Source organism: Sphingomonas mangrovi, from assembly GCF_047975845.1.
Lineage (GTDB): Bacteria > Pseudomonadota > Alphaproteobacteria > Sphingomonadales > Sphingomonadaceae > Sphingomonas.
Map to the genome: position 1 here is coordinate 22,912 of NZ_JBIUCZ010000004.1, position 21,169 is coordinate 44,080.

Consider the following 21,169-nt stretch of genomic DNA (forward strand, 5'->3'; position numbering starts at 1 on the left):
GATGCTGAAACAAGTTCAGCATGACGGAGGGAAGGCATGATCGGCTCGTTGCTCATCGCCAACCGGGGCGAGATCGCGTGCCGGATCATCGGCACGGCGCGACGGCTGGGGATCCGCACCATCGCCGTCTACTCCGAGGCCGATGCGAACGCCCGGCACGTGCGGCTGGCGGATGCAGCGGTGGCGATCGGGCCGGCGCCGGCGCGCGAGAGTTATCTGGTGGGCGAGCGCATCCTCGCCGCCGCGCGCGAGAGCGGGGCGGAGGCGATTCATCCCGGCTACGGCTTCTTGTCCGAGAACGCCGACTTCGCGGAAGCGGTGGTCGCCGCCGGACTGGTGTGGATCGGGCCTGACGCGGCGAGCATCCGCGCGATGGGGCTGAAGGATGCCGCCAAGCAGCGGATGATCGACGCCGGCGTGCCGGTGACGCCGGGCTATCTCGGTGAGGACCAGAGCGCCGAACGGCTGGCGGCCGAGGCGCAGGCGATCGGCTATCCGGTGCTCATCAAGGCGGTGGCCGGCGGCGGCGGCAAGGGGATGCGGCGCGTGGACGATGCCGCGCAATTCGCCGAGCTGCTCCAGTCGTGCCGGCGCGAAGCGGCGTCGGCGTTCGGCGACGACCGCGTGCTGATCGAGAAATACATCGCCCGCCCGCGCCACATCGAGGTGCAGGTGTTCGGCGACACCCACGGCGACGTTGTCCACCTGTTCGAACGCGACTGCTCGCTCCAGCGCCGCCACCAGAAGGTGATCGAGGAAGCGCCCGCGCCCGGCATGGACGGCGACACGCGCGAGGCGATCTGCGCCGCCGCGGTGCGTGCGGCCAAGGCGGTCGACTATGTCGGGGCGGGGACGATCGAGTTCATCGCCGACGGATCGGACGGGCTGCGCGCCGACCGGATCTGGTTCATGGAAATGAACACGCGGCTGCAGGTCGAGCATCCTGTGACCGAGGAGATCACCGGCATCGACCTGGTCGAATGGCAGCTGCGGGTCGCGAGCGGCGAGCCGCTGCCGCTGCGCCAGGACGAGCTGGCGATCGGCGGCTGGGCGATCGAGGCGCGGCTCTATGCCGAGGACCCGGCGACGGGGTTTCTACCGTCCACCGGCCCGCTCGACGTGCTGCGGCTGCCGAATCCTGAGGCGGGCCTGCTCGACCTGCGCACGGACATGGGCGTCGAGGCGGGCGACCGCGTGTCCGACCAGTACGACCCGATGCTCGGCAAGCTGATCGCGCGCGGCGACACCCGCGAGGCCGCCGCGGAGGCGCTCGCCACCGCCTGCCGGCTCGCGCAGGTCTGGCCGGTGCGCACCAACCTGGGCTTCGCCGCGCGGTGTCTCAGCCATCCGGAGTTCCGCTCCGGCGCGGTCGACACCGGCTTCATCGAACGGCATCTGGCCGAACTGACCGAGCCGGCGCTGCCGCTCGATGCGATGGCGCGCTGGGCCGCCGACGAACTGGCGGCGCCGGAAGGCGAGGGGCCGTGGGAGCGGGGGAGCGGCTTCCGCCTCAACGCCGCCCCGCGTCGGGAGGTCGCGCTGGTCGACGATCGCGGCGGGCGCTACGCGGTAGACCTCATAGCCCCGGCAACGCAGGCGTTCGGCGGCTTCGACACCGACGAAGGCCCGGTGGTGCAGCACGACGGCGAGCTGCGCCGCTTCCGCCGCTTCCGCGCCGAGGGTGCGGCGGGCGGGGGCGCTGCCGACGGCAGCCTGCTGGCGCCGATGCCGGGCCGGGTCACCGCAGTCGACGTGGCGGCAGGGCAGGCGGTCGCCAAGGGCCAGCGGCTGCTGACGCTGGAGGCGATGAAGATGGAGCACGGGCTGGTCGCGCCGTTCGACGGCACGGTCGCCGAACTGCCGACGGCGGCGGGCGCGCAGGTGCGCGAAGGGGCGCTGCTGGTGCGTGTCGAGCGGGAGGAGGGCTGATGGCAGGACGCTTCTACGACCAGTGGCAGGTGGGCGACCGGCTGGTCCACGACATCCGCCGCACGGTGACCGAGACGGACAACCTGCTGTTCTCGACCATGACCCACAATCCGCAGCCGCTGCACCTGGATGCGGAGGCGGCGCGCGCGTCGGAGTTCGGGCAGATCCTGGTCAACGGCACCTTCACCTTCGCGCTGATGGTGGGGCTGTCAGTGGGCGACACGACGCTCGGCACGCTGGTCGCGAACCTAGGCTATGACAAGCTGGTCCATCCGCAGCCGGTGTTCCTGGGCGACACGCTGCGCGCCGAGACCGAGGTGGTGGAACTGCGCGACAGCCGCTCGCGGCCCGAGGCAGGGATCGTCACCTTCCGCCACCAGCTGTTCAACCAGCGCGACGCGGTGGTGTGCGACTGCCTGCGTACGGCGCTGTTGCGGCGGAGCGGATCGTGAGGCTGCGGTCGCTGCTGTTCGTTCCTGCCGACCGGCCCGAGCGTTTCGCCAAGGCGGCGGCGAGCGGCGCGGATGCGATCATCCTCGACCTGGAGGATTCGGTGCATCCGGATGCCAAGGAGGCCGCAGCGGCGGAAGTCGCGAAGTTCCTGGCGCAACCCGCCGACGGCGTGTTGCGGCTGGTGCGGATCAACCCGCTCGATGCCGGTCGGCTCGATGCCGACTTGGCGGTCGCGCATGCCGCCGACGCGATCGTGCTGCCCAAGGCGGAGGGCGCTGCGAGCGTTCGCCGGCTGGCCGAGCGGTTGGGCGAGGGTGCGCCGCCGATCCTGCCGATCGCGACCGAGACGCCCGCGGCGGTGTTCGCGCTCGGCAGCTACGCCGAGGTCGCCGACCGGCTCCTCGGCATCAGTTGGGGGGCCGAGGATCTGCCCGCCGCCATCGGGGCCGCCACTTCTCGTGAGGAGGACGGCCGGTATACGCCGCCTTACGAGATGGTGCGCGCGCTCGCGCTGTTCGGCGCGCATGCCGCGGGCGTGGCGGCGATCGACACCGTCTATCCCGCGCTCGCCGATGCCGAGGGGCTGGCGCGCTACGCGGCGCGCGCGGCGCGCGACGGCTTCACCGGCATGCTCGCGCTCCATCCGGCGCAGGTGCCGGTGATCAACGCCGCCTTCACCCCCACGCCCGCGCAGGTCGCCGACGCAGAGGCCGTGGTCGCCGCCTTCGCCGCGGCGCCGGGCGCGGGGGTCCTGCGCCACGAAGGCCGGATGCTCGACGCACCCCACCTCAAGCAGGCGCAGCGGCTGCTCCAGCGGGCGGGCGTCTAGCGGAGCAGGGCAAGCGCCGCGTCGGCAGCGGCTTCGCCGGTCGCCAACGCGCCGTGCGCGGTGGAGAAGTCGGTGCGCGAGCACGCCTCGCCGGCGAAGAGCAGGCGATCGTCGGGGCCGGCGAGCGTCGTGCGCGCATCCGCGTGGCCGGGCAGCGCGTGGCTGTACGATCCGCCGAACCCGTCGGCCTGTCCCCAGGCGGAGGCGGCGACCAGCCGCAGCCCGCGCGCAAAGTCGCTGCCGAGCAGCGCGCCCAGTTCCTCGCGCGCGAAGGCGGCGCTGGCATCGGCGCCCGCCGACTCGAGATCGGCGGCGCCGCTGCCGCCGAAGAAACCCTCCACCACCGGCCGGCCGAACGGTCGGAGGTAATAGCTGCCGGTCCCGGCCGAGTGCGGGTTGCCGAGCAGATGGCTTTCGGGCGGCACCGCCTCCGGATCGGCGAGGCGCAGGAACAGCTTGTTGGCGAGGCCGAGCGGCAGCCGGGCGGCAGCGTGGCAGCGGTCGTCGTAGCGCGCCGGCAGTCGCAGGCCGCCGTTGGCTAGCACCGGCGTCGCGACGGTGACGATCGCCACCCGCGCCCGCACGGCGCCGCGCGGCGTCTCCAGCACCAGCCGGTCGCCGTCGTCGCGGATGCGGCGGACGGGGGTGCTTGTCCGGACGGGGATCGGCGGCAGCTGCGAGGCGACGAGCGTGCCATAGCCTTCGGGAACCCGCCAGTTGGTGTCGCTGGCGGCATCGTCATAGGCGCGATAGTCGGCGACCGAGAGATCGGCGAGGCCGGTGCCGTTGATGTAGCCGCTCAGCGCCTCGACGTAGGCATTCCACCGCCCGTCCCTCGGCAGCGCGTCGGCGGCGCGGTCGCTGGCGGGAGGATCGTCGCGCAGCCGTGCGTCCCAGGTGGCGAACGCGGCGCCGGCGGCCTCCTGCTCGGCGGGCGGAAAGCCTACGTCGCGCAGCTGCTCGCCCCAGGCCGAGGTGCTGCGGTCGATCGCGAAGCCGGCGTGCTCGGCGATGCCCACCCAGGGATTGCGCTCGGCCGAATGCAGCCAGCCGCAGCCCAGATCGAGCGGCATGCCCTGGACGCCCAGCGTCCATGCCCGCCCGCCGATGCGGTCGCTTGCCTCGACCAGCAGCACGCTGCGCCCGCGTCCATGCAGCCGACGTGCGGCGCCGATGCCGGCGGCACCGGCGCCGATGATGGCGATGTCGATCTCGGTCATGGCAGGCGTGGCGGCTCGGACGAGCGCAGAAGCAGGGGCGGGTTCATGCCACCCCAACGCGCGACCCGTCCGGGCTTTCCGCCTACACCGCCTTGCTGAAGCGCTGCGCGTCAGGCTGGCGATAGCGGTCGAACGCCGCGGCGGCGAGGCGGGCGTACGGCCGTCCGTCGGCGAGCACCGTCACCCGGCTGCCGTCGAGCCGCACCAGGCCTTCTTCCGCCAGCTCGGCCAGCGCGGGCAGGGCGTCGGGGGCGGGGGCGGCGTCGACCTGGCCGTCGCACAGCAGCCGCTCGATCAGCCCGGAGCGCAGCCGGTCGTCGGCGGTGCGCTCTACGCCGCGCACCGCAGCGAGTCCGCCGTTGGCGACGCGCAGCCGATAGCGCCCGACATGTTTCTCGTTCTGCACCAGCAGGCCATCGTATTGGCTGATCGACGAGGCGCCGAGGCCGACGATCGCCTCGCCCGGCTCGTCGGTGAAGCCCTGGAAGTTGCGGCGCAGCGTCCCCGTTGCGGCGGCACGGGCGAGGCTGTCTTCGGGACGGGCGAAATGGTCGAAGCCGATCGCGGCATAGCCCGCGGCGACGAGGATGTCGTAGGCGAGCGCGCTCTGGGCGAAGCGCTGCGCGGCGTCGGGCAGTGCTTCGTCGGGGATCATCCGCTGGCGCGGCAACAATCGGGGCATATGCGCATAGCCAAACATCGCGATCCGGTCCGGCGCGAGGTCGAGCGCCGCAGCGAGCGTGTCGGCCAGATCCTCGGAGGTCTGGTGCGGCAGGCCGTACATGAGGTCGAGGTTGACCGCGGCGATCCCGGCGGCGCGCAGGTCGAGCACCGCCTGGCGCACCATCTCATAGGGCTGGATGCGGTTGATCGCGCGCTGGACGTGCGGTGCGAAGCACTGCGCGCCCAGGCTGACGCGGGTCACGCCGGCGCGTGCCAGCGCCTCGGCATAGCGCGCGTCGAGAGTCCGCGGATCGAGCTCGGCGGCGATCTCCAGCCGCTCGGCGCAGGCGAAGCTGCGGCGGAGCAGGTCGGTCAACCGCACGAAGTCCTCGGGCGGCAGCGCGTTGGGGCTGCCGCCGCCGAAGTGGATCGCCACGACCCGGCCGTGCATCCGCGCCGCCACCGCCGCGACTTCCTGCTCCAGCGCTGCGAGATAGGCGTCGAGCCGAGAGGCGCGGCCGATCGCGCCGGTGTTGCACCCGCAGTACCAGCAGATCTCGTGGCAATAGGGGATGTGGACGTAGAGCGAGACCGGCGTGTCCGGCGCGATCGCCGCCAGCGCCTCGGCCTGCTCGGCCGGGCCGACGCCGGCGTGGAACTCCGCCGCGGTCGGATAGCTGGTGTAGCGGGGCACGGAACGGCGCGCGAGATCGGGCAGATAGCGGTGCATGCGTTGCCTTTCCGCTCCCGGAGGTCCGCGTACGTTGATGCGCGTCAAACTCGGGCGCGGCGCTTTTGACGCCGGTCAACGCCGCGGCGCAGTGCGCCCCGCACAACGCCGGTCGGAGGTCCCCCCATGATCCACGCCCAGCCCCTGCACGACAGCATTCGGCCCTATGCGCGTCGGTGGCACGTGATCGACGAGATCGACCTCGTGCCCCTGCTGTCCGAGCACATCCGCACCGAGCAGCTCTGCCAGCTGCTGGAAGGGTGCGCCGACGGCCTGCCCGACCTCCCCGAAGCCGAGGAGATCGCCGAGCTGTGCCATCGCCTCGACGCGCATGCCACCGACCAGATCGCGCGCGAGGAGGCGTTGCTGGAAACGCTGTTCGGCGGGCCCGACGCGGAGCCGCTCGGCGACACGCTGCTCGGCCATGTCCGTGCGCGCCATGTCGCCTGCGCGGTGCAGGCGCAGGACCTGCTCTCGGCCCTGCGCCCGCACACGGTGGAGCGCGGGCCCTGCGCGGCGACGCTCGGCTATATGCTGCGCTGCTTCTTCGATGCGTGCCGGGGGGCGATCGCGTTCGAGGAACTGGCGATCCGCACGCTCGCCGACAAGCGGCTGACGATCGCGGCGCGGATGCTGCTCGACACGCGGCTGCAGGCGAGCTGCCGCAGCGGCTGAGCGGCGGCAGCCGGGACGCGGCTCAGGCCGGTTCGGCGCGTTCCTGGAGTGCGGCGCGGTCGCGCAGCGTGATCGCGCGGCCGCCGGGCAGTCCGATGACGCCAGCGGTCTTCAGCTTGGTCATCTGGCGGCTGACCGTCTCGATCGTCAGGCCGAGCACGTCGGCGATCTGGCCGCGGGTCAGCGGCAGGTCGAAGGTGATCGGCCCCTCGACGCTCGCGCGGCAGGCGGTGCTGCCGGCGCGATCGGCCATGTCGAGCAGGAAGCCGGCGATTTTCTCCTCGGCCGACTTGCGGCCCAGCATCAGCATGCGGCTGCGCGCCTCGTCGAGCGCGGCGAACGTCCGCTGGAGCAGCAGCCGCTCCATGCGGGCGTGATCCTCCAGCACCTGTTCGAACTGCTTGCGCGGAAAGACGCAGAGCTCGGAGTCGGTCAGCGCGGTGACGGTGAAGTCGGCGGCATCGGCATAGGGGCGGCCGATGAAGTCCGCCGGATAGTGCAGCCCAACGATCTGCTCGCGGCCGTCGGCGGTCGAGGCGCTGAGCTTGAGCACGCCGGACAACAGGTTGCCGCAGACAACGCTCTCGTCGCCGGCCCAGATCATCGTCTCGCCCTTGGTGAGGTGCTGGCGACGACCCAGCGCGTTCAGCGCCGTGAGTTCGCCGTCCGTCAGGCTGCCGCACAAAGCCAGGTCCCGCACCGAACAGTCGGCGCAAATCTCGATCGCTGCCATGACGCGCCCTATAGGCAACATGGATTGCTTTGTCGCCTAAAAGCCGACCGGAACGACGTTGATACGGGTCAATGCGTCTTGGCGGCAACTGTGCGAACGAGGATAGGATCGCCGCCCGGACGCTCTCGCGAGCCTCCGCGCGACAATCTTCCCCCCTTGACGGGCTGCCCGTGCGGCGGCCCGCCTTTTTTTCAGATGCCGTCCCGAATCTCGACCGCGGCGATGCCCGGCACGTCGACCTCGAACGCGAACAGGTCGCCGGCGTGCGGCTGTTCGGCGCGCTCGGCGTCGGACAGGTGCTTGGCGGCGGTGGTCGCATAGAGGGTGCGCCGGTCGGGACCGCCGAACGCCACCTTGGTGATCGCGCTCACCGGGAAGTCGATGTGCTCGAGCAACTCGCCCGCAGGCGAATAGCGGCGCACGCCCCAGCCGTTGTAGAGCCCGACCCAGATGCAGCCCTCGGCATCGACGGTCGGGCCGTCCGGGTGGCCTTCCGCATTGGGGATCGAGGCGAACAGCCGCGAGTCCGTGAGCGTGCCATCCTCGCCCACTGCGCAGGCGTGGATCAGCCCCTTGGCGGTATCGACGTGGTAGATGGTGCCGCCGTCGGGGCTGAACGCCGGGCCGTTGGTGATCGCGCACGACGGCGTCGAGGCGACGCACCGGCCGTCGGCGGCGAGGCGGTAGATCGTCCCGCTCTCGGCGGTCTCGCCGTCGTCCATCGTGCCGAACCACAGCCGGCCGCGCGGGTCGACGGTGCCGTCGTTGAGGCGATTCCCCGGCAACTGCGGCTCGGGATCGACCAGCGGTTCGAACGCGCCGGTCGCCGGATCGAAGCGGGCGAGGCCGGTCTGGAGCCCGGCGACGAACTTGCCGTCCGCGGACGGCAGCACGAAGCCGCACTGGCCGGGGGCCTGCCAGCTGCGCGTCGCATTGCTGACCGGATCGAGGCGGTGGATACGGTGGCTCTTGATGTCGACGAACCACAGCGCGGCCTCGCGCTCGACCCACACGGGGCCTTCGCCGAGCGGGGCGCCGAGCTGAAGGATGCTGACCGGCTCGCTGCGCTGTACCGCCATCACAACGCCTCCGTGCAGGAGGAGACGGCAAGGAACGAAAGGCGCGAAAGGATCACGAACGAGGCCCTCTTGTCGCGGGGAGAGGGCGTGCGGCCGCAGCTTGCGCGACAAGCCTGCAGCGATCCTCTCCTACCGCCGGTGGTGATGGTCCGGAGCAGCATCCGGGGCCGGTCGCGCACTGTCAAGCAGGCGCTCCGGCAGACGGCCGGCAAACCGCGCCCGATGAGAGTCGCGACGCCGTTAACCATCCGGTTACCTGTCCCGTGCGAATCTGGGACAGTTCAGGGAGTGGAAGCGTAATCATGTATCGAGCTCATAAGCTGCACCTCCTCGTCGCCGTGGGCGCGCTGGCGTTGGCGAGTTGCGCCCGCAAGCCGGAACCCGCGCCGCCGCCTCCGCCGCCCGCGCCCGCGCCGACCCCGGCGCCGATGCCGACGCCGCCATCCGGCGCCGCCGCGGGGCTGATGACGCCGGTGGCGCTGCCCGACGGCAGCTATCCGACGCCCAATCGCGCGCTCTCGTCGGCGGCGACGGTGTGGCACCTGCGCAGCGCGCTCAACGTCGCCGCGCTCCAGTGCAACGTGTCGGACCCGACCATCGTCGCGCAGTACAACACCTTGCTCCGGACGCAGGGCAAGAACCTGACCGCGGCGTACAAGACGCTGGAGGCGGAGTATCGCAAGGGCGGCGGCGACTGGCAGGACCGCCTGGATGACTCCATGACGCGCCTCTACAATTTCTTCGCCCAGCCGCCGGTGCAGAAGGAGTTCTGCGCACGCGCGGTGCCGATGATCGCCAGCGCCGCGGCGCTGCCGGCCGGCGGGTTCGAGAGCTTCGCGCTCGGCGCCCTGCCGCAGCTCGACCAGCCGTTCGTCGAATTTTATCGCAACTACGACCTTTATCGCGTCGAGCTTGCGGCGTGGAAGTCCGGCCAGCAGTCGCCCGTACCGCGGCTCGGCGTCGACCCGGCGGTGCTGCTCGGCTCGACCGAGGTGACGATGGCCAAGGGCGTGCGCGTCGCCTCTCGGTGAGGGAGCGCTCCGCCGGTTTGCATCCGGTGACTCCCGGCGGCTAGGGTAGGGGACGGACGTGGGCGCAGGCGCGTGCCCATGCCGTCCCCGACTTTTTTGGAGTGGCTGTTGGAGTCCGTGACGATCGTTCTCGTGCTGCTGCTGGCGGTGGTGGTCAGCGGCGCACTCTCGCGGATGGTGCCCGTTTCGGTGCCGACGCCGATCGTGCAGATCGCACTGGGCGGTGCGATCGGGCTGGCAGCCGAATGGCGGGTCGAGCTCGACCCCGAGCTGTTCTTCTTCCTGTTCCTGCCGCCGCTGCTGTTCCTCGACGGCTGGCGTATTCCCAAGGACGAGCTGTTCAAGGACATCTCGACCGTGGTCGACCTCGCGCTCGGGCTGGTCGTGCTGACGGTGATCGGCATGGGGCTGTTCATCCATTGGATGATCCCGGCGATGCCGCTTGCGGTGGCGTTCGCGCTCGCGGCGGTCGTCTCTCCCACCGATCCGATCGCGGTCTCCGCCATCGCCGCGCGCGTGCCGATCCCCAAGCGGATGATGCACATCCTGGAGGGCGAATCGCTGCTCAACGACGCGTCGGGGCTCGTCTGCCTGCGCTTCGCGGTCGCCGCCGCGCTGACCGGCAGCTTCTCCGCCTCCAGCGCGGCGCTCAGCTTCCTGTGGGTCGCGTTCGGCGGCCTCGCGATCGGCGTCGCCGTGACGATGGCGGTCACCTGGACCAAGTACCGCGTGTCGAAGCGCTTCGGCGAGGAGACGGGATCGCAGATCCTGGTCAGCCTGCTGATCCCCTTCGCCTCCTATCTGCTCGCCGAGCATTTCCACTGCTCCGGCATCCTCGCTGCGGTGGCGGCAGGCGTCACGATGAGCTTCGCCGAGATTTCCCGGCAGGCGCTGCCCGCCACCCGCATGCGGCGTAATTCGGTGTGGGACACGATCCAGTTCACCGCCAATGGCATCATCTTCGTGCTGCTGGGCGAGCAGCTGCCGGCGATTCTGCGCGGCGCCAGCGCCACGGTGCAGCAGTCCGGACATCAACATGCCTGGTGGCTGGCGGCCTATGTGTTGGCGATCACCCTCGGTCTCGCGGCGTTGCGCTTCGCCTGGGTCTGGTTGTCGCTGCGGTTGACGTTGCTCCGCCGCCGACGTCGCGGCGACACGACGCGCAGCCCCGAATGGCGGCTGGTCGCGGCGATGTCGTTTGCGGGGGTTCGCGGTGCGATCACGCTGGCGGGCGTGCTGACGCTGCCGCTGGTCGCCGCGGACGGCACGCCGTTTCCCGCTCGCGATCTCGCGATCTTTCTCGCCGCCGGGGTGATCGTCACCTCGCTGATCATCGCCAGCATCGGCCTACCGCTGCTGCTTCGCGGGCTGAAGATGCCGGGGGACGATTTGGCGCATGCCGAGGAAGATGGCGCGCGCGTCGCCGCGGCCGAAGCGGCGATCCGCGAGATCGAGCGGGTCCAGCACGAACTCGCCGCCGGACGCAGCGACGCCGACCTTTATGCCGCCGCAGGCGCACGGGTGATGGATCTGTATCGCGGCCGGATCGAAGCGCGTAGCCAGTCGGGCGAGGCGGCGGAAGCAACGCGACGTCAGGACCGCATCGAGCGCGACCTCCGCCTCGCCGGCCTCAAGGCGGAGCGCGCCGCGATCTTCCGCAGCGCGCGCGATCGCAGCATCGGCTCGGCCACCGCCAACAAGCTGGTGCGCGAACTCGACCTGCTCGAGGCACGCTACCGCGACTGAGGCCGGGCGGCTCCGGGGGCGTCACTGTCTCGGAGCGATGGTGCCGACGGAAGGCTCAGCAGACGCCGGCTGCGAGGAAGATGGAGGCCCGACCGGGAATCGAACCCGGGTGCAAGGATTTGCAGTCCTCTGCGTCACCACTCCGCCATCGGGCCTCGACGTCGGGAGGCGGGCACTTGCTCGGTTTTCGCCGTCCGGTCAACCGCGTTTCGCATCCGGCGCTTCGGGGCCGGCCGGCATGCGGGCCCAGGTGGCTCCACTCCGGCACCGAAAAATGGCGCCGGTCGCTTGGCGCCACCGCAGGCGCGAAGTACATAGCGTCTTCTCAACTAGTGTATTGCACGAATAATACAGACGTGCGACAGGAGCATCATGGACGGTTCGGCAGCTACTCTCCGCTTCGAGGACATGCGGCACGCGATGGTGGTGAGCCAGCTGCGGACCAGCGCCGTGGACGATTCGCGGGTCGTAAAGGTGATGGGCGAGGTGCCGCGCGAGCGGTTCGTGCCGGCGGCGCAGCGTGCGATCGCCTACCATGACCGGGAAGTGGCGCTGGGCAACGGCCGCGCGATGAACCCGCCGCTCGCCTCGGCCCGGCTGGTGACCGAGGCGGACGTCGCCTCGACCGATCGCGTGCTGCTGATCGGCGCGGCGACCGGCTACACCGCGGCCGTGCTCGCCAAGCTGGCCGGATCGGTGGTCGCGCTGGAGGCGGATGCCACGCTCGCCGGTCAGGCGCGCGACGCGCTCGCGGGGGCGGGCAACGTCACGGTGGTCGAGGGGCCGCTGGCAGCCGGCTGGGCCGAGGGCGGACCTTATGACGCGATCGTGATCGACGGCGCGGTGGACTCCGTGCCGGACGCGATCGTCGCTCAGGTCAAGGCCGACGGGCGGATCGTCACCGGCATCGCCGACCGCGGGGTGACGCGGCTGGCGGCGGGCCGGCGCAGCGAAGGCGGCTTCGGACTGGCCGATTTCGCGGATACCGATTGCGTGGTGCTGCCGGGGTTCGCGAAACCGCCAAGCTTCCAGTTCTAAGCCGCGCAAGCCAAAGGGGGGAGTATGCGCGCGTTTCGGTGGATCGCCGGGGTCAGTCTGGCGGCATGTGCGGCGTCGTCCGCGGGGGCGGAGACGCTGCGCGATGCGCTGTTGCGGACCTATGCCAGCAACCCGCAGCTGACGGGGGAGCGCGCCAACCTGCGTGCCACCGACGAAGGCGTGCCGATCGCGCGCGCCTCCGGCCTGCCGCAGCTGAGCGCCGACTCCACCTTCACCGAGAATGTGCTCAACACCAACAACGCCAGCATCGCGCAGCCGCGGCGCACGGCGTCGGCGGGGGTGAACCTGTCGGTCCCGCTCTACGCCGGGGGTGCGGTCCGCAACTCGGTGCGCGCGGCCGAGCGGCGGGTCGAGGCGGGGCGCGCGAACCTGCGCAGCGTGGAGGCGAACGTCTTCACCCAGGTGGTCGCCGCCTACAACGACGTGCTCCGCGACGAGGCGATCGTCCGCCTCAACCAGCAGAACCTGCGCGTGCTGGAGGTCAACCTTCAGGCATCGCGCGACCGCTTCGAGGTGGGCGACCTGACCCGCACCGACGTCGCCCAGTCGGAGGCACGGCTCGCCTCGGCCCAGGCGCAGCTGCGCAGTGCCGAGGCGCAGCTGATCAGCAGCCGCGAGACGTACGTCGAGGTGACGGGCGCGTCCGCCGACGTGCTGGCGCCGCCGCCCGAGCTTCCGAACCTCCCCGCCGATCCGCAGGGCGCGGTGTCGGTGGCGATCGACAACAATCCCGCGCTCCAGGCGGCGCAGCGCGAGAGCGACGCCGCCGGCTTTGACGTCCGCGTCGCCCGTGCCGGCCGCCTGCCGAGCGTCGCGGCCGTGGCGGGCGGCAACTATTCGACCACGCTCAATTCGGTGCCCGACGTGAACGGCATCCGCATCCAGCAGGACGGCGCCGCCGCCACCGCGGGATTGCAGCTGTCGTTGCCGCTGTTCCAGGGCGGCCGTCCCGCCGCGCAGGTGCGCCGCGCGCAGGCGATCGAAAGCTCGGCGATCGAGCGCGTGACTCAGGTCGAGCGCGGCGTGGTGTCCGACGCGCGATCGGCCTTCGCCGCCTGGCAGTCGTCGCTGCGCGTCATCCAGTCCTCCGAGGTGCAGGTTTCGGCCAACCGCCTGTCGCTGGAGGGCGTGCGCGCCGAGAACAGCGTCGGCACGCGCACCATCCTGGACATCCTCAACGCCGAGCAGGAACTGCTCAACTCGCAGATCCAGCTCGTGTCCGCCCGCCGCGACGCCTATGTCGCCGGGTTCGCGCTGCTGGCGGCGATGGGACGTGCGGAGGCACAGGACCTGGGGCTCGACGGCGGTGCGCTCTACGATCCGACCGCCAACTACAGCCGCGTGCGCAACCGCATCTGGGACTGGGACAGCGATCCGCAGCCGACGCCCGTCGCCAGCACGACGGTTGGCACGCCGGCGCAGACTCCGGTGGTCACGCGCGAGCTGGAGCCGGAGCTTCGCCACGACGTCAATCCGTACGGCGTCACCGACGGCAGCGATGCGGCGAGCCGGCGCGGCGGCGACGCCACGACGCGCCCCGTTGACACCAATCCCGCAAACCCCGACAGCTGATCGGTCAGGAAGGCCATGAGGTTCGCCGTGGGGGACATCAGTACCGAGACGTCGATGGAGGACATCCTCTCTTCGATCAAACGGATCATCGCCGAGGAAGGCGAGGGCCCCGGCGTCCCGCGCGGTCGCCGTCCGCTCCGCCAGCCGCTGCCGCCGGCGCCCGACGAGGACGACGACGAGGTGCTGGAGCTCAACGACGCGGTGTCCGAGCCGCTGCCGCCGCGTGCACAGCCGCAGCCGGCGGCGCACCGCGCCGAGCCGGCCGCCACCGATCCGACAATCCTGTCCGAACGCGCCGCCGAGGCGAGCCGCGGCGCGCTGGAGGCGCTGTCGCGGATGGTGGTGAAGCCCGGCGCGCCCGGTGCCGATTCGCTCGAAGGGCTGGTGCGCGAGATGCTGCGCCCGATGCTGCGCGACTGGCTCGACGCCAAGCTCCCCGAGATCGTCGAGGCGATGGTCGCGCGGGAGATCGCCCGGATCAGCGGCCGCGAATAGCCGCGCCGCCGCGGGCGCGCTTGCGTCCGCGCGGTGGCTGCGCCATGCGCTCGGCCTATGACCGAGCTTGCAAAGACCTTCGATCCCGCCGCCATCGAAACGCGCTGGTATGCGCATTGGGAAGAGCAGGGGCTGTTCCGTCCCGAGCGCACGGGCGCCGAGCCTTGGACGATCGTCAACCCGCCGCCCAACGTCACGGGCAGCCTCCACATCGGCCACGCGCTCGACAACACGCTGCAGGACATCCTCGTCCGCCACGCCCGGCTGCAGGGCAAGGACGCGCGCTGGGTGGTCGGCACCGACCATGCCGGCATCGCCACGCAGATGGTCGTCGAGCGCAACCTCGCCAAGGACGGCGTCAAGCGCACCGACCTCGGCCGCGAGGCGTTCGTCGACAAGGTGTGGGAGTGGAAGGCCGAGAGCGGCGGCCAGATCACCGGCCAGCTGCGCCGGCTGGGCTGCTCGATGGACTGGGCCAACGAGCGCTTCACGATGGACGAGGGCTTTTCGAAGGCCGTGCTCAAGGTCTTCGTCCAGCTCCACCGCGACGGGCTGCTCTACCGCGACAAGCGGCTGGTGAACTGGGACCCGCATTTCGGCACCGCGATCAGCGACCTGGAGGTCGAGACGCGCGAGGTGCAGGGCAGCTTCTGGCACCTGCGCTATCCGCTGGCGGATGGATCGGGCGAGATCCGCGTCGCCACCACCCGGCCGGAAACGCTGCTCGCCGACATGGCGGTGGCGGTGCATCCCGAGGACCCGCGCTACACCGCGCTGATCGGCAAGCAGGTGCGGCTGCCGATCACCGGCCGACTGGTGCCGATCGTCGGCGACGAGCATGCCGATCCGGCGCTCGGTTCGGGCGCGGTCAAGATCACGCCGGGCCACGACTTCAACGACTTCGAGGTCGGCCGCCGTGCCGGAATCGAGGCGCGCGACATGCTCAACATGCTCGACGCGAAGGCGCAGGTCACCCAGACCGCCGACGGGCTGATCCCGGCTGAGCTGATCGGCCTCGACCGCTTCGAGGCGCGCAAGGCGATCGTCGCGCGGTTGAAGGAAGAGGGCTTCCTCGTGCCCTACGTCGACAAGGACGGCAACGAGCACGACGCCGAGCCGCGCACCATCCAGACGCCCTATGGCGACCGTTCGGGCGTGGTGATCGAGCCGTGGCTGACCGACCAATGGTATGTCGATGCCAAGGCGCTTGCCCAGCCGGCGATCGAGGCGGTGCGTTCGGGCAAGACGCAGATCGTGCCCAAGAGCTGGGAAAAGACCTATTTCAACTGGATGGAGAACATCCAGCCGTGGTGCGTCTCTCGCCAGCTGTGGTGGGGCCACCGCATCCCTGCGTGGTTCGGGCCGGACGGCATACCTTTCGTTGCAGAAAGTGAAGAAGAAGCCGCTAAGCTGGCTCTGGACCACTATGCTGGCGATGCCTCGCCTCCGTCTAAGGTGCGCTTCTTGGACACGGAGAATGTTTGGGCGGGGAATGACGTCTTCGGTTGGGTAGGAAAGCCGCAAGACATTTCCTCGAGTCCATCTGACGCTAGAACCCTTACACTCCGCCGCGATCCCGACGTGCTCGACACCTGGTTCTCCTCGGCCTTGTGGCCGTTCGCGACGCTCGGCTGGCCGGAGAACACCGACCCGACGCTCGGCGGGCGCTACGCCAACGACGTGTTGATCTCGGGCTTCGACATCCTGTTCTTCTGGAACGCGCGGATGATGATGCAGGGGCTGCACTTCATGGGCGAAGTGCCGTTCCGCAAGATGTACCTGCACGGGCTGGTGCGTGCGGCTGACGGTGCCAAGATGTCCAAGTCCAAGGGCAACACCGTCGATCCACTCGGGCTGATCGATCGCTACGGCGCGGACGCGCTGCGCTTCTTCATGGCGGCGATGGAGAGCCAGGGCCGCGACATCAAGATGGATGAGAAGCGGGTCGAGGGATACCGCAACTTCGCGACCAAGCTGTGGAACGCGTCGCGCTTCGCCCAGGCGAACGGCATCGCCGCCTCGACCACGCTGGAGCCGCCGGCGGCCACGCTCGCGGTCAACAAGTGGATCGTCGCGGAAACGGTCGCCTGTGTGCAGGCGGTCGACCTGGCGCTTGCCGACCTGCGCTTCGACGGGGCGGCCAACACGATTTACCAGTTCGTGTGGAGCCGCTTCTGCGACTGGTATCTCGAACTCATCAAGCCGGTGCTGCAAGGCGAGGGTGCCGAGGGCGCCGAGGAGACCCGCGCGGTCGCCGGCTGGGTGCTCGACCAGATCCTGGTGCTGCTCCACCCGTTCATGCCCTTCATCACCGAAGAGCTGTGGCACGCGATGGGCACGCGTTCGAACGACCTGATCATCGCACGCTGGCCGATCGCCGACGCGCGCGCGCTCGATCCGGCGGCGAGCCAGGAGATCGACTGGGTGATCCGCCTCGTGAGCGAAGTGCGCGCGGCGCGTACCGAGCTCAACGTGCCGCCGGGCGCGCGGCTGCCGATCCACGTGCGCGACGCCTCGGCGCTGACGGGCGAGCGGCTGGGCGCGCAGGAGAGCGTGCTCGCCCGCCTCGCGCGCGTCGACGTGACGCAGGGCGAGGCGCCTGCGGGCGGCGCGTTGCAGATCGTGGTGGACGAGGCGACGTTCGTGCTGCCGCTCGAAGGCGTGATCGACCTAGACGCCGAGCGCGCCCGCCTCACCAAGGCGATCGCGGCGGCGGAAAAGGAGCGCGACTCGCTGGCCGGCCGGCTCGACAACCCGAGCTTCGTCGGCCGGGCCAAGCCGGAGGCGGTCGAAAAGGCCCGCGCCGACCACGCCGACAAGCAGGCGGAAGCGGCCCGGCTCCAGGCGGCGCTCGGCCGGTTGGGGTAGGGGCAGGGGGCGCGGGGACCGGGGCGTTCGCCATCCCGGTTCGTCATCCTGACGGAAGTCAGGATCCATTGCCGCTACCGCAGGAAGCGCGAGCGTTGCGCGTCTGGATGCTGACTTCCGTCAGCATGACGGGGGCGGGGAGGTGTCCCAAAACCCTGGGCCCCTGCGGAGGCAGGGGCCCAGGGTCACAGGCGCTCTGCTTGCCGCCCTAGGCTCCTGCCTGCGCAGGAGCACAGAGCCTGCTCGCCCTTACCGGCAGCTGCTCGCCGGCCCCGCGTCCAGATCCAGGCACCGCCCGTCGATCTCGCCTGCCGGCACCGGCAGCCGGATCAGCGCCGCCAGCGTCGGCAGAATGTCGACCGTCTCGACGCCGAACGGCTGTTCGAAGCCGGTCATGCCCTTGCGCCAGAACAGCATCGGCACGCGGCGGTCATAGTCCCAGAAGCTGCCGTGCGACGCCACCGTCGAGCCGACCGGCAGCGTCACCGGCGTTACTCGTGGCTTGAGCGGGACCAGCAGGTCGCCCGAACGCTCCGGGTCGAACGAGGCGCGGGCGCGTTCCAGCAACGACCAGGTCTGCGGCTCGGTGTGGCCGGGCATCGGCGTCGCCAGCACCTGCGCGCGGGTGAACACCGCCTCCACCTGCGGCGCGGCCGAGAGGCGCGCGATCGCCTCGCGCTCCACCGCGGCGCGCTGGGCGGCCGTCAGCTTGACGTCGTACCAGATGTCGCCGTTGAGCCCGCCGAGCAGTACCGGGCCGGCGATGCCGAGCTTCTGGCCGATCGCCGCGCCGACCTCCTTGACGGTCGGGCTGGCGGTCTGGCGCTGCGCGTCGGTCAGCCCATGCTGCGCGTGGCGCTCGGCGATGTCCTGGCCGCCGTGGTCGGCGGTGAGCACCACCTGATAGTCGACGCCGGTCGCGTCGAGCACCGCGAAGAAATCGCCGAGCGAGCGGTCGAGCGCCAGCATCTGCAGGCACATCTCGCTGCCCTCGGTACCGAAGCCGTGGCCGACGTAATCGGTCGCGGAGGCGCCGATCGAGATGATGTCGGTCGCCGATCCCTGGCCGAGCTTCATGTCCTGGATCAGCCCGGCGGCGAGCGCGAGCACCGCGCCATCGAACTCGGGCGAGCGGCGGAAGGCGCCGGTGTCGCCGGCGGCGCGTTCGAGCCGGCCGTTGCCGACGGTGCGGGTGCCGACCTGCACCGGCAGCGCGCGCGCCTGGCACAGCGGCGGCAGTTCGAGCGGCGGCTGCGCGGTGGCGATCTGCTTGGCGACTGCGGCGTTGGTCCGCTGCACGACCGCGGGCATTTCCCGCCCGGCATAGGAGACGAAACCGTCGCCACCCCACCACCACAGCTCGTCGACCTTGTGGCCGCCCATCATCACCGCGGCGCGGTCCTTGCCCGCGACCGAGACGACGCGCGTCGCCGGGTTGGCGTTCTTCATCCGCTCGCCAAGCGTCGGCACCTTCAGGTGGCGGTCGGAGACGGTGTAGTCGCCCGAGCTGCTGCCCGGCACCGTCTCGTCCTCGGCGCAATAGACCTTCTTGTCGGCGCGTGCCGCCTTCTGGTCGATCCAATCGTTGGCCATGATCCCGGTGCGGTAGGGCCGCGATCCGGTGAGGATGGTCGAGTGGCCGGGGCAGGTCTCGGTCGCGGCGTGGCTCTGGTAGCCCGAGGGGAACACCGCGCCGTCGAGCAGCCGCGCGAAGCCGCCGGTGAAGCGATTGCGATATTCCGCGAACAGATTGGCCGAGAACTGGTCGACCGAGATCGCGACGATCAGCTTGGGCGGGGTCGCGGGATAGGTGGGGGCGGCGGGGGCCGCCGGCGCGGCGGGCGCATCCTGCGCGCCAAGCGGGGCGATCGCGGTGCTGCCGAGCAGGCTGGCCGCGACGAGCGACGCGAGCGGACGAACAAGACGCATGAAAGAGACTCCTGAGAATGGCAGGGGTGCATCCGGGGATGGACGCGGCTATCCCCCATCGCAGCCGATGCGGCAAGGAAGGTTGATGGCGCGCTTCTGTTTCATGCTGATGGCTCTGCTGGCGTGGCTGGGGGCGGGCGCCGCACACGCGCAGGGGCAGACGCGGCACATCGCCATCACGCTGGTCGCCGAAACCGAAACGCCGGCGGCCGGGGGCGAGGTGACGCTGGCGTTCGATTCCCGCCCGGAACCCGGCTGGCACGGCTATTGGCAGAACCCGGGCGATGCCGGCGTCGAGACGCGGCTCGACTGGACGCTGCCCACCGGGGTGACCGCTGGGCCGCTCCGCTATCCGGTGCCGCAGCGGCTCAGCATCGCCGGGCTGATGAACTACGTCTACGAGGGGCCGTTCGCGCAGCTGGTGCAGCTGACGCTGCCCGCCGGGCTTGCCCCCGGCACCCGCCTGCCGATCCGCGTGCAGAGCGACTATCTGGTGTGCACCGAGCAGCTGTGCGTCCCCGAACGCGCCGACCTGGCGATCACGCTCACCATCGGCGACGGGCGGATCGCGCCGGAGCGGCGTGCCGCGTTCGACCGCTGGCGCGCCGCGCTGCCGCGTCCGCTCGGCTCTCCGGCGCGCTTCGCCATCGCTGAGGAGGACGGCGCGGCACGGGTGCGGATCGGGGTACCCTTTCCGGCCGATCAGGCGATCGGCGATGCGTATTTCTATCCCCTGACGCCCGACGCCTTCTCGTACAGCGCGCCGCAGCACGTGGCGCGTGCCGGCGACACGCTGGTGATCGAGACCGCGGCTGCCGAGGGTGCGAGGCCAGACCGGATCGAGGGCGTGCTGGCGACGGGCACCGGCCCGGCGTTCCGCGTGACGGCGCAGCCGGGCGTGGTGGCGAGGCCGGAGGGGCCGTGGCGCACTACGCTGCTGGCGCTGCTGGGCGCGATCCTTGGGGGGCTGATCCTCAACGTCATGCCCTGCGTCTTTCCGATCCTCAGCCTGAAGGCGCTGCATCTCGCCCGCGCGGGCGAGTCCGCGCGCGGCGCCCGGCGCGAGGCGCTGGCCTATACCGCGGGCGTGCTGCTGACCTGCCTGGCACTGGGCGGCGCGCTGCTCGCGTTGCGCGCGGCGGGTGTGGCAGCGGGCTGGGCGTTCCAGTTGCAGGATCCGCGCGTGATCCTGCTGCTGCTGCTGCTGGTCACCGGCGTCGCGCTCAACCTCGCCGGCCTGTTCGTGCTGCCGACGCCGCGCTTCGCGGGGGAGAGCGGCGCGGCCGGTGCGTTTGCCACCGGTGCGCTTGCGGCGTTCGTCGCGACGCCGTGCACGGGGCCGTTCCTGGGGGCCGCGCTCGGGGCGGCGCTGGTGCTGCCGACTGCGGCCGCGCTGGCGGTGTTCGCGGGGCTGGGGCTCGGGCTGGCGCTGCCGTTCCTGCTGCTCGGCTTCGTGCCCGCGTTGCGGCGGCGGCTGCCGCGGCCGGGCGCGTGGACCGGCACGCTCCAGCGCATCCTGTCGGTGCCGATGTTCGCCACCGCGCTCGCGCTCGCCTGGATCCTCGGGCGGCAGGCGGGAGTCGACGGCATGGCGCTAGGGCTCGGGGCGGCGTTGCTGCTCGCGCTCGCCTTGTGGTGGACGGGTCTGAGGCAGGCGAGCGGCCGCGCGCGCGCCGCCTGGCCGCTGCTGCCCGCGCTGCTGCTCGGCATCGGGGCGATCGTCGCGGTCGAACGGGCGCCGGCACAGGCGCATGCAACCGCCGGGGGCGAGCCGTTCGACGAAGCGCGGCTCGCCGAGCTTCGCACGGCAGGAACGCCGGTGTTCGCCTATTTCACCGCCGACTGGTGCGTCACCTGCAAGGTCAACGAAAAGACCGCGATCGAGACCGCACGGGTGACCGACGCGTTCCGTGCGCGCGGCGTGCGCGTGCTGGTCGGCGACTGGACCGACGGCGATCCCGCGCTCGGCCGGTTCCTCGAAGCGCACGGGCGTGCCGGCGTGCCGCTCTACCTGTGGTACGCGCCCGGCGCCTCGGAGCCGAAGGTGCTTCCGCAACTGCTCACACCCGATCTGCTCGTCGGCCTCGCGCAGTAGGCATCTGCCCCGCTTTCGGCCTGCGAATACCGGAAACGGCGCATTTGCCGGCTTGTGCACTGC

The 21,169-nt window shown here is 71.1% G+C and carries 16 protein-coding genes and 1 tRNA gene; 11 read left to right on the forward strand and 6 right to left on the reverse strand.

Translation table 11 applies throughout. The features are described 5' to 3' along the window. The first annotated feature begins 36 nt into the window (after positions 1-36). From ACBY01_RS03450 to ACBY01_RS03460, 3 genes are read left to right on the forward strand one after another with little or no spacing between them, the layout of a single operon-like run. Complete coding sequence (locus ACBY01_RS03450) at positions 37-1,929, forward strand: acetyl/propionyl/methylcrotonyl-CoA carboxylase subunit alpha (RefSeq protein ID WP_416459373.1); 1,893 nt, start codon at positions 37-39, stop codon at positions 1,927-1,929. After that, positions 1,929-2,381, forward strand: coding sequence for a MaoC family dehydratase (locus tag ACBY01_RS03455; protein ID WP_416459374.1), 453 nt, complete (start codon positions 1,929-1,931; stop codon positions 2,379-2,381). The genes ACBY01_RS03450 and ACBY01_RS03455 overlap by 1 nt, the downstream gene beginning before the upstream one ends. After that, positions 2,378-3,211: an HpcH/HpaI aldolase/citrate lyase family protein gene (locus ACBY01_RS03460; protein WP_416459375.1), complete on the forward strand. Its 834-nt coding sequence runs from the start codon at positions 2,378-2,380 to the stop codon at positions 3,209-3,211. The genes ACBY01_RS03455 and ACBY01_RS03460 overlap by 4 nt, the downstream gene beginning before the upstream one ends. Here ACBY01_RS03460 and ACBY01_RS03465 read toward each other — a convergent pair. After that, the gene (locus ACBY01_RS03465; RefSeq protein ID WP_416459376.1) at positions 3,208-4,431 is read right to left on the reverse strand and encodes a flavin monoamine oxidase family protein; all 1,224 of its coding nucleotides are present in this window, start codon (positions 4,429-4,431) and stop codon (positions 3,208-3,210) included. The two genes, ACBY01_RS03460 and ACBY01_RS03465, sit on opposite strands and share 4 nt — an antisense overlap. Positions 4,432-4,513: 82 nt before the next feature. Beyond that, positions 4,514-5,824, reverse strand: coding sequence for an oxygen-independent coproporphyrinogen III oxidase (hemN, locus tag ACBY01_RS03470; protein WP_416459377.1), 1,311 nt, complete (start codon positions 5,822-5,824; stop codon positions 4,514-4,516). 126 nt (positions 5,825-5,950) lie between these two features. Between hemN and ACBY01_RS03475 the strand changes: the two genes are divergently transcribed. Beyond that, positions 5,951-6,499, forward strand: a complete 549-nt coding sequence (locus ACBY01_RS03475) for a hypothetical protein (RefSeq protein WP_416459378.1) — start codon at positions 5,951-5,953, stop codon at positions 6,497-6,499. Positions 6,500-6,521: 22 nt separating this feature from the next. Here the strand turns inward: ACBY01_RS03475 and ACBY01_RS03480 are convergent, their stop codons facing one another. Both ACBY01_RS03480 and ACBY01_RS03485 read right to left on the reverse strand, forming a co-directional pair. Then, complete coding sequence (locus tag ACBY01_RS03480) at positions 6,522-7,232, reverse strand: Crp/Fnr family transcriptional regulator (protein ID WP_416459379.1); 711 nt, start codon at positions 7,230-7,232, stop codon at positions 6,522-6,524. A gap of 191 nt (positions 7,233-7,423) precedes the next feature. After that, complete coding sequence (locus ACBY01_RS03485) at positions 7,424-8,311, reverse strand: SMP-30/gluconolactonase/LRE family protein (protein ID WP_416459380.1); 888 nt, start codon at positions 8,309-8,311, stop codon at positions 7,424-7,426. A 428-nt stretch (positions 8,312-8,739) separates the two neighbouring features. On the opposite strand from ACBY01_RS03485, the gene ACBY01_RS03490 reads away from it, so the two are divergent. Both ACBY01_RS03490 and ACBY01_RS03495 read left to right on the forward strand, forming a co-directional pair. Then, entirely contained in the window at positions 8,740-9,342 is a 603-nt protein-coding gene (locus tag ACBY01_RS03490) for a hypothetical protein (RefSeq protein ID WP_416459381.1), read from the forward strand. 108 nt (positions 9,343-9,450) lie between these two features. Further along, positions 9,451-11,088, forward strand: a complete 1,638-nt coding sequence (locus ACBY01_RS03495; RefSeq protein WP_416459382.1) for a Na+/H+ antiporter — start codon at positions 9,451-9,453, stop codon at positions 11,086-11,088. Between the two features lie 81 nt (positions 11,089-11,169). Here ACBY01_RS03495 and ACBY01_RS03500 read toward each other — a convergent pair. Next, a tRNA-Cys gene (locus ACBY01_RS03500) sits at positions 11,170-11,243 on the reverse strand. 217 nt (positions 11,244-11,460) lie between these two features. Between ACBY01_RS03500 and ACBY01_RS03505 the strand changes: the two genes are divergently transcribed. From ACBY01_RS03505 to ACBY01_RS03520, 4 genes are read left to right on the forward strand one after another with little or no spacing between them, the layout of a single operon-like run. Further along, a complete protein-coding gene (locus tag ACBY01_RS03505; RefSeq protein ID WP_416459383.1) occupies positions 11,461-12,126 on the forward strand; it encodes a protein-L-isoaspartate O-methyltransferase family protein in 666 nt (221 codons plus the stop codon). Between the two features lie 24 nt (positions 12,127-12,150). After that, the gene (locus ACBY01_RS03510) at positions 12,151-13,719 is read left to right on the forward strand and encodes a TolC family outer membrane protein (protein ID WP_416459384.1); all 1,569 of its coding nucleotides are present in this window, start codon (positions 12,151-12,153) and stop codon (positions 13,717-13,719) included. Between the two features lie 15 nt (positions 13,720-13,734). Further along, on the forward strand, positions 13,735-14,214 hold the full coding sequence (locus ACBY01_RS03515; RefSeq protein WP_416459385.1) for a DUF2497 domain-containing protein: 480 nt from the start codon (positions 13,735-13,737) through the stop codon (positions 14,212-14,214). A 57-nt stretch (positions 14,215-14,271) separates the two neighbouring features. After that, positions 14,272-17,082, forward strand: coding sequence for a valine--tRNA ligase (locus tag ACBY01_RS03520; RefSeq protein ID WP_416459386.1), 2,811 nt, complete (start codon positions 14,272-14,274; stop codon positions 17,080-17,082). Positions 17,083-17,331: 249 nt separating this feature from the next. On the opposite strand, the gene ACBY01_RS03525 is transcribed toward ACBY01_RS03520, so the two are convergent. Beyond that, positions 17,332-19,011 (reverse strand): alkaline phosphatase family protein, encoded by a 1,680-nt coding sequence (locus tag ACBY01_RS03525; RefSeq protein ID WP_416459387.1) that lies wholly within the window; start codon positions 19,009-19,011, stop codon positions 17,332-17,334. A gap of 85 nt (positions 19,012-19,096) precedes the next feature. On the opposite strand from ACBY01_RS03525, the gene ACBY01_RS03530 reads away from it, so the two are divergent. Beyond that, entirely contained in the window at positions 19,097-21,106 is a 2,010-nt protein-coding gene (locus ACBY01_RS03530; RefSeq protein WP_416459388.1) for a protein-disulfide reductase DsbD family protein, read from the forward strand. Positions 21,107-21,169 lie beyond the last annotated feature (63 nt).

Coding starts and splice junctions, on each gene's coding strand:
- ACBY01_RS03450 (WP_416459373.1), top strand. CDS start 37: ATGATCGGCTCGTTGCTCATCGCCAACCGGGGCGAGATCGCGTGCCGG.
- ACBY01_RS03455 (WP_416459374.1), top strand. CDS start 1,929: ATGGCAGGACGCTTCTACGACCAGTGGCAGGTGGGCGACCGGCTGGTC.
- ACBY01_RS03465 (WP_416459376.1), bottom strand. CDS start 4,431: ATGACCGAGATCGACATCGCCATCATCGGCGCCGGTGCCGCCGGCATC.
- hemN (WP_416459377.1), bottom strand. CDS start 5,824: ATGCACCGCTATCTGCCCGATCTCGCGCGCCGTTCCGTGCCCCGCTAC.
- ACBY01_RS03475 (WP_416459378.1), top strand. CDS start 5,951: ATGATCCACGCCCAGCCCCTGCACGACAGCATTCGGCCCTATGCGCGT.
- ACBY01_RS03480 (WP_416459379.1), bottom strand. CDS start 7,232: ATGGCAGCGATCGAGATTTGCGCCGACTGTTCGGTGCGGGACCTGGCT.
- ACBY01_RS03485 (WP_416459380.1), bottom strand. CDS start 8,311: ATGGCGGTACAGCGCAGCGAGCCGGTCAGCATCCTTCAGCTCGGCGCC.
- ACBY01_RS03490 (WP_416459381.1), top strand. CDS start 8,740: ATGCCGACGCCGCCATCCGGCGCCGCCGCGGGGCTGATGACGCCGGTG.
- ACBY01_RS03505 (WP_416459383.1), top strand. CDS start 11,461: ATGGACGGTTCGGCAGCTACTCTCCGCTTCGAGGACATGCGGCACGCG.
- ACBY01_RS03510 (WP_416459384.1), top strand. CDS start 12,151: ATGCGCGCGTTTCGGTGGATCGCCGGGGTCAGTCTGGCGGCATGTGCG.
- ACBY01_RS03515 (WP_416459385.1), top strand. CDS start 13,735: ATGAGGTTCGCCGTGGGGGACATCAGTACCGAGACGTCGATGGAGGAC.
- ACBY01_RS03520 (WP_416459386.1), top strand. CDS start 14,272: ATGACCGAGCTTGCAAAGACCTTCGATCCCGCCGCCATCGAAACGCGC.
- ACBY01_RS03525 (WP_416459387.1), bottom strand. CDS start 19,011: ATGCGTCTTGTTCGTCCGCTCGCGTCGCTCGTCGCGGCCAGCCTGCTC.
- ACBY01_RS03530 (WP_416459388.1), top strand. CDS start 19,097: ATGGCGCGCTTCTGTTTCATGCTGATGGCTCTGCTGGCGTGGCTGGGG.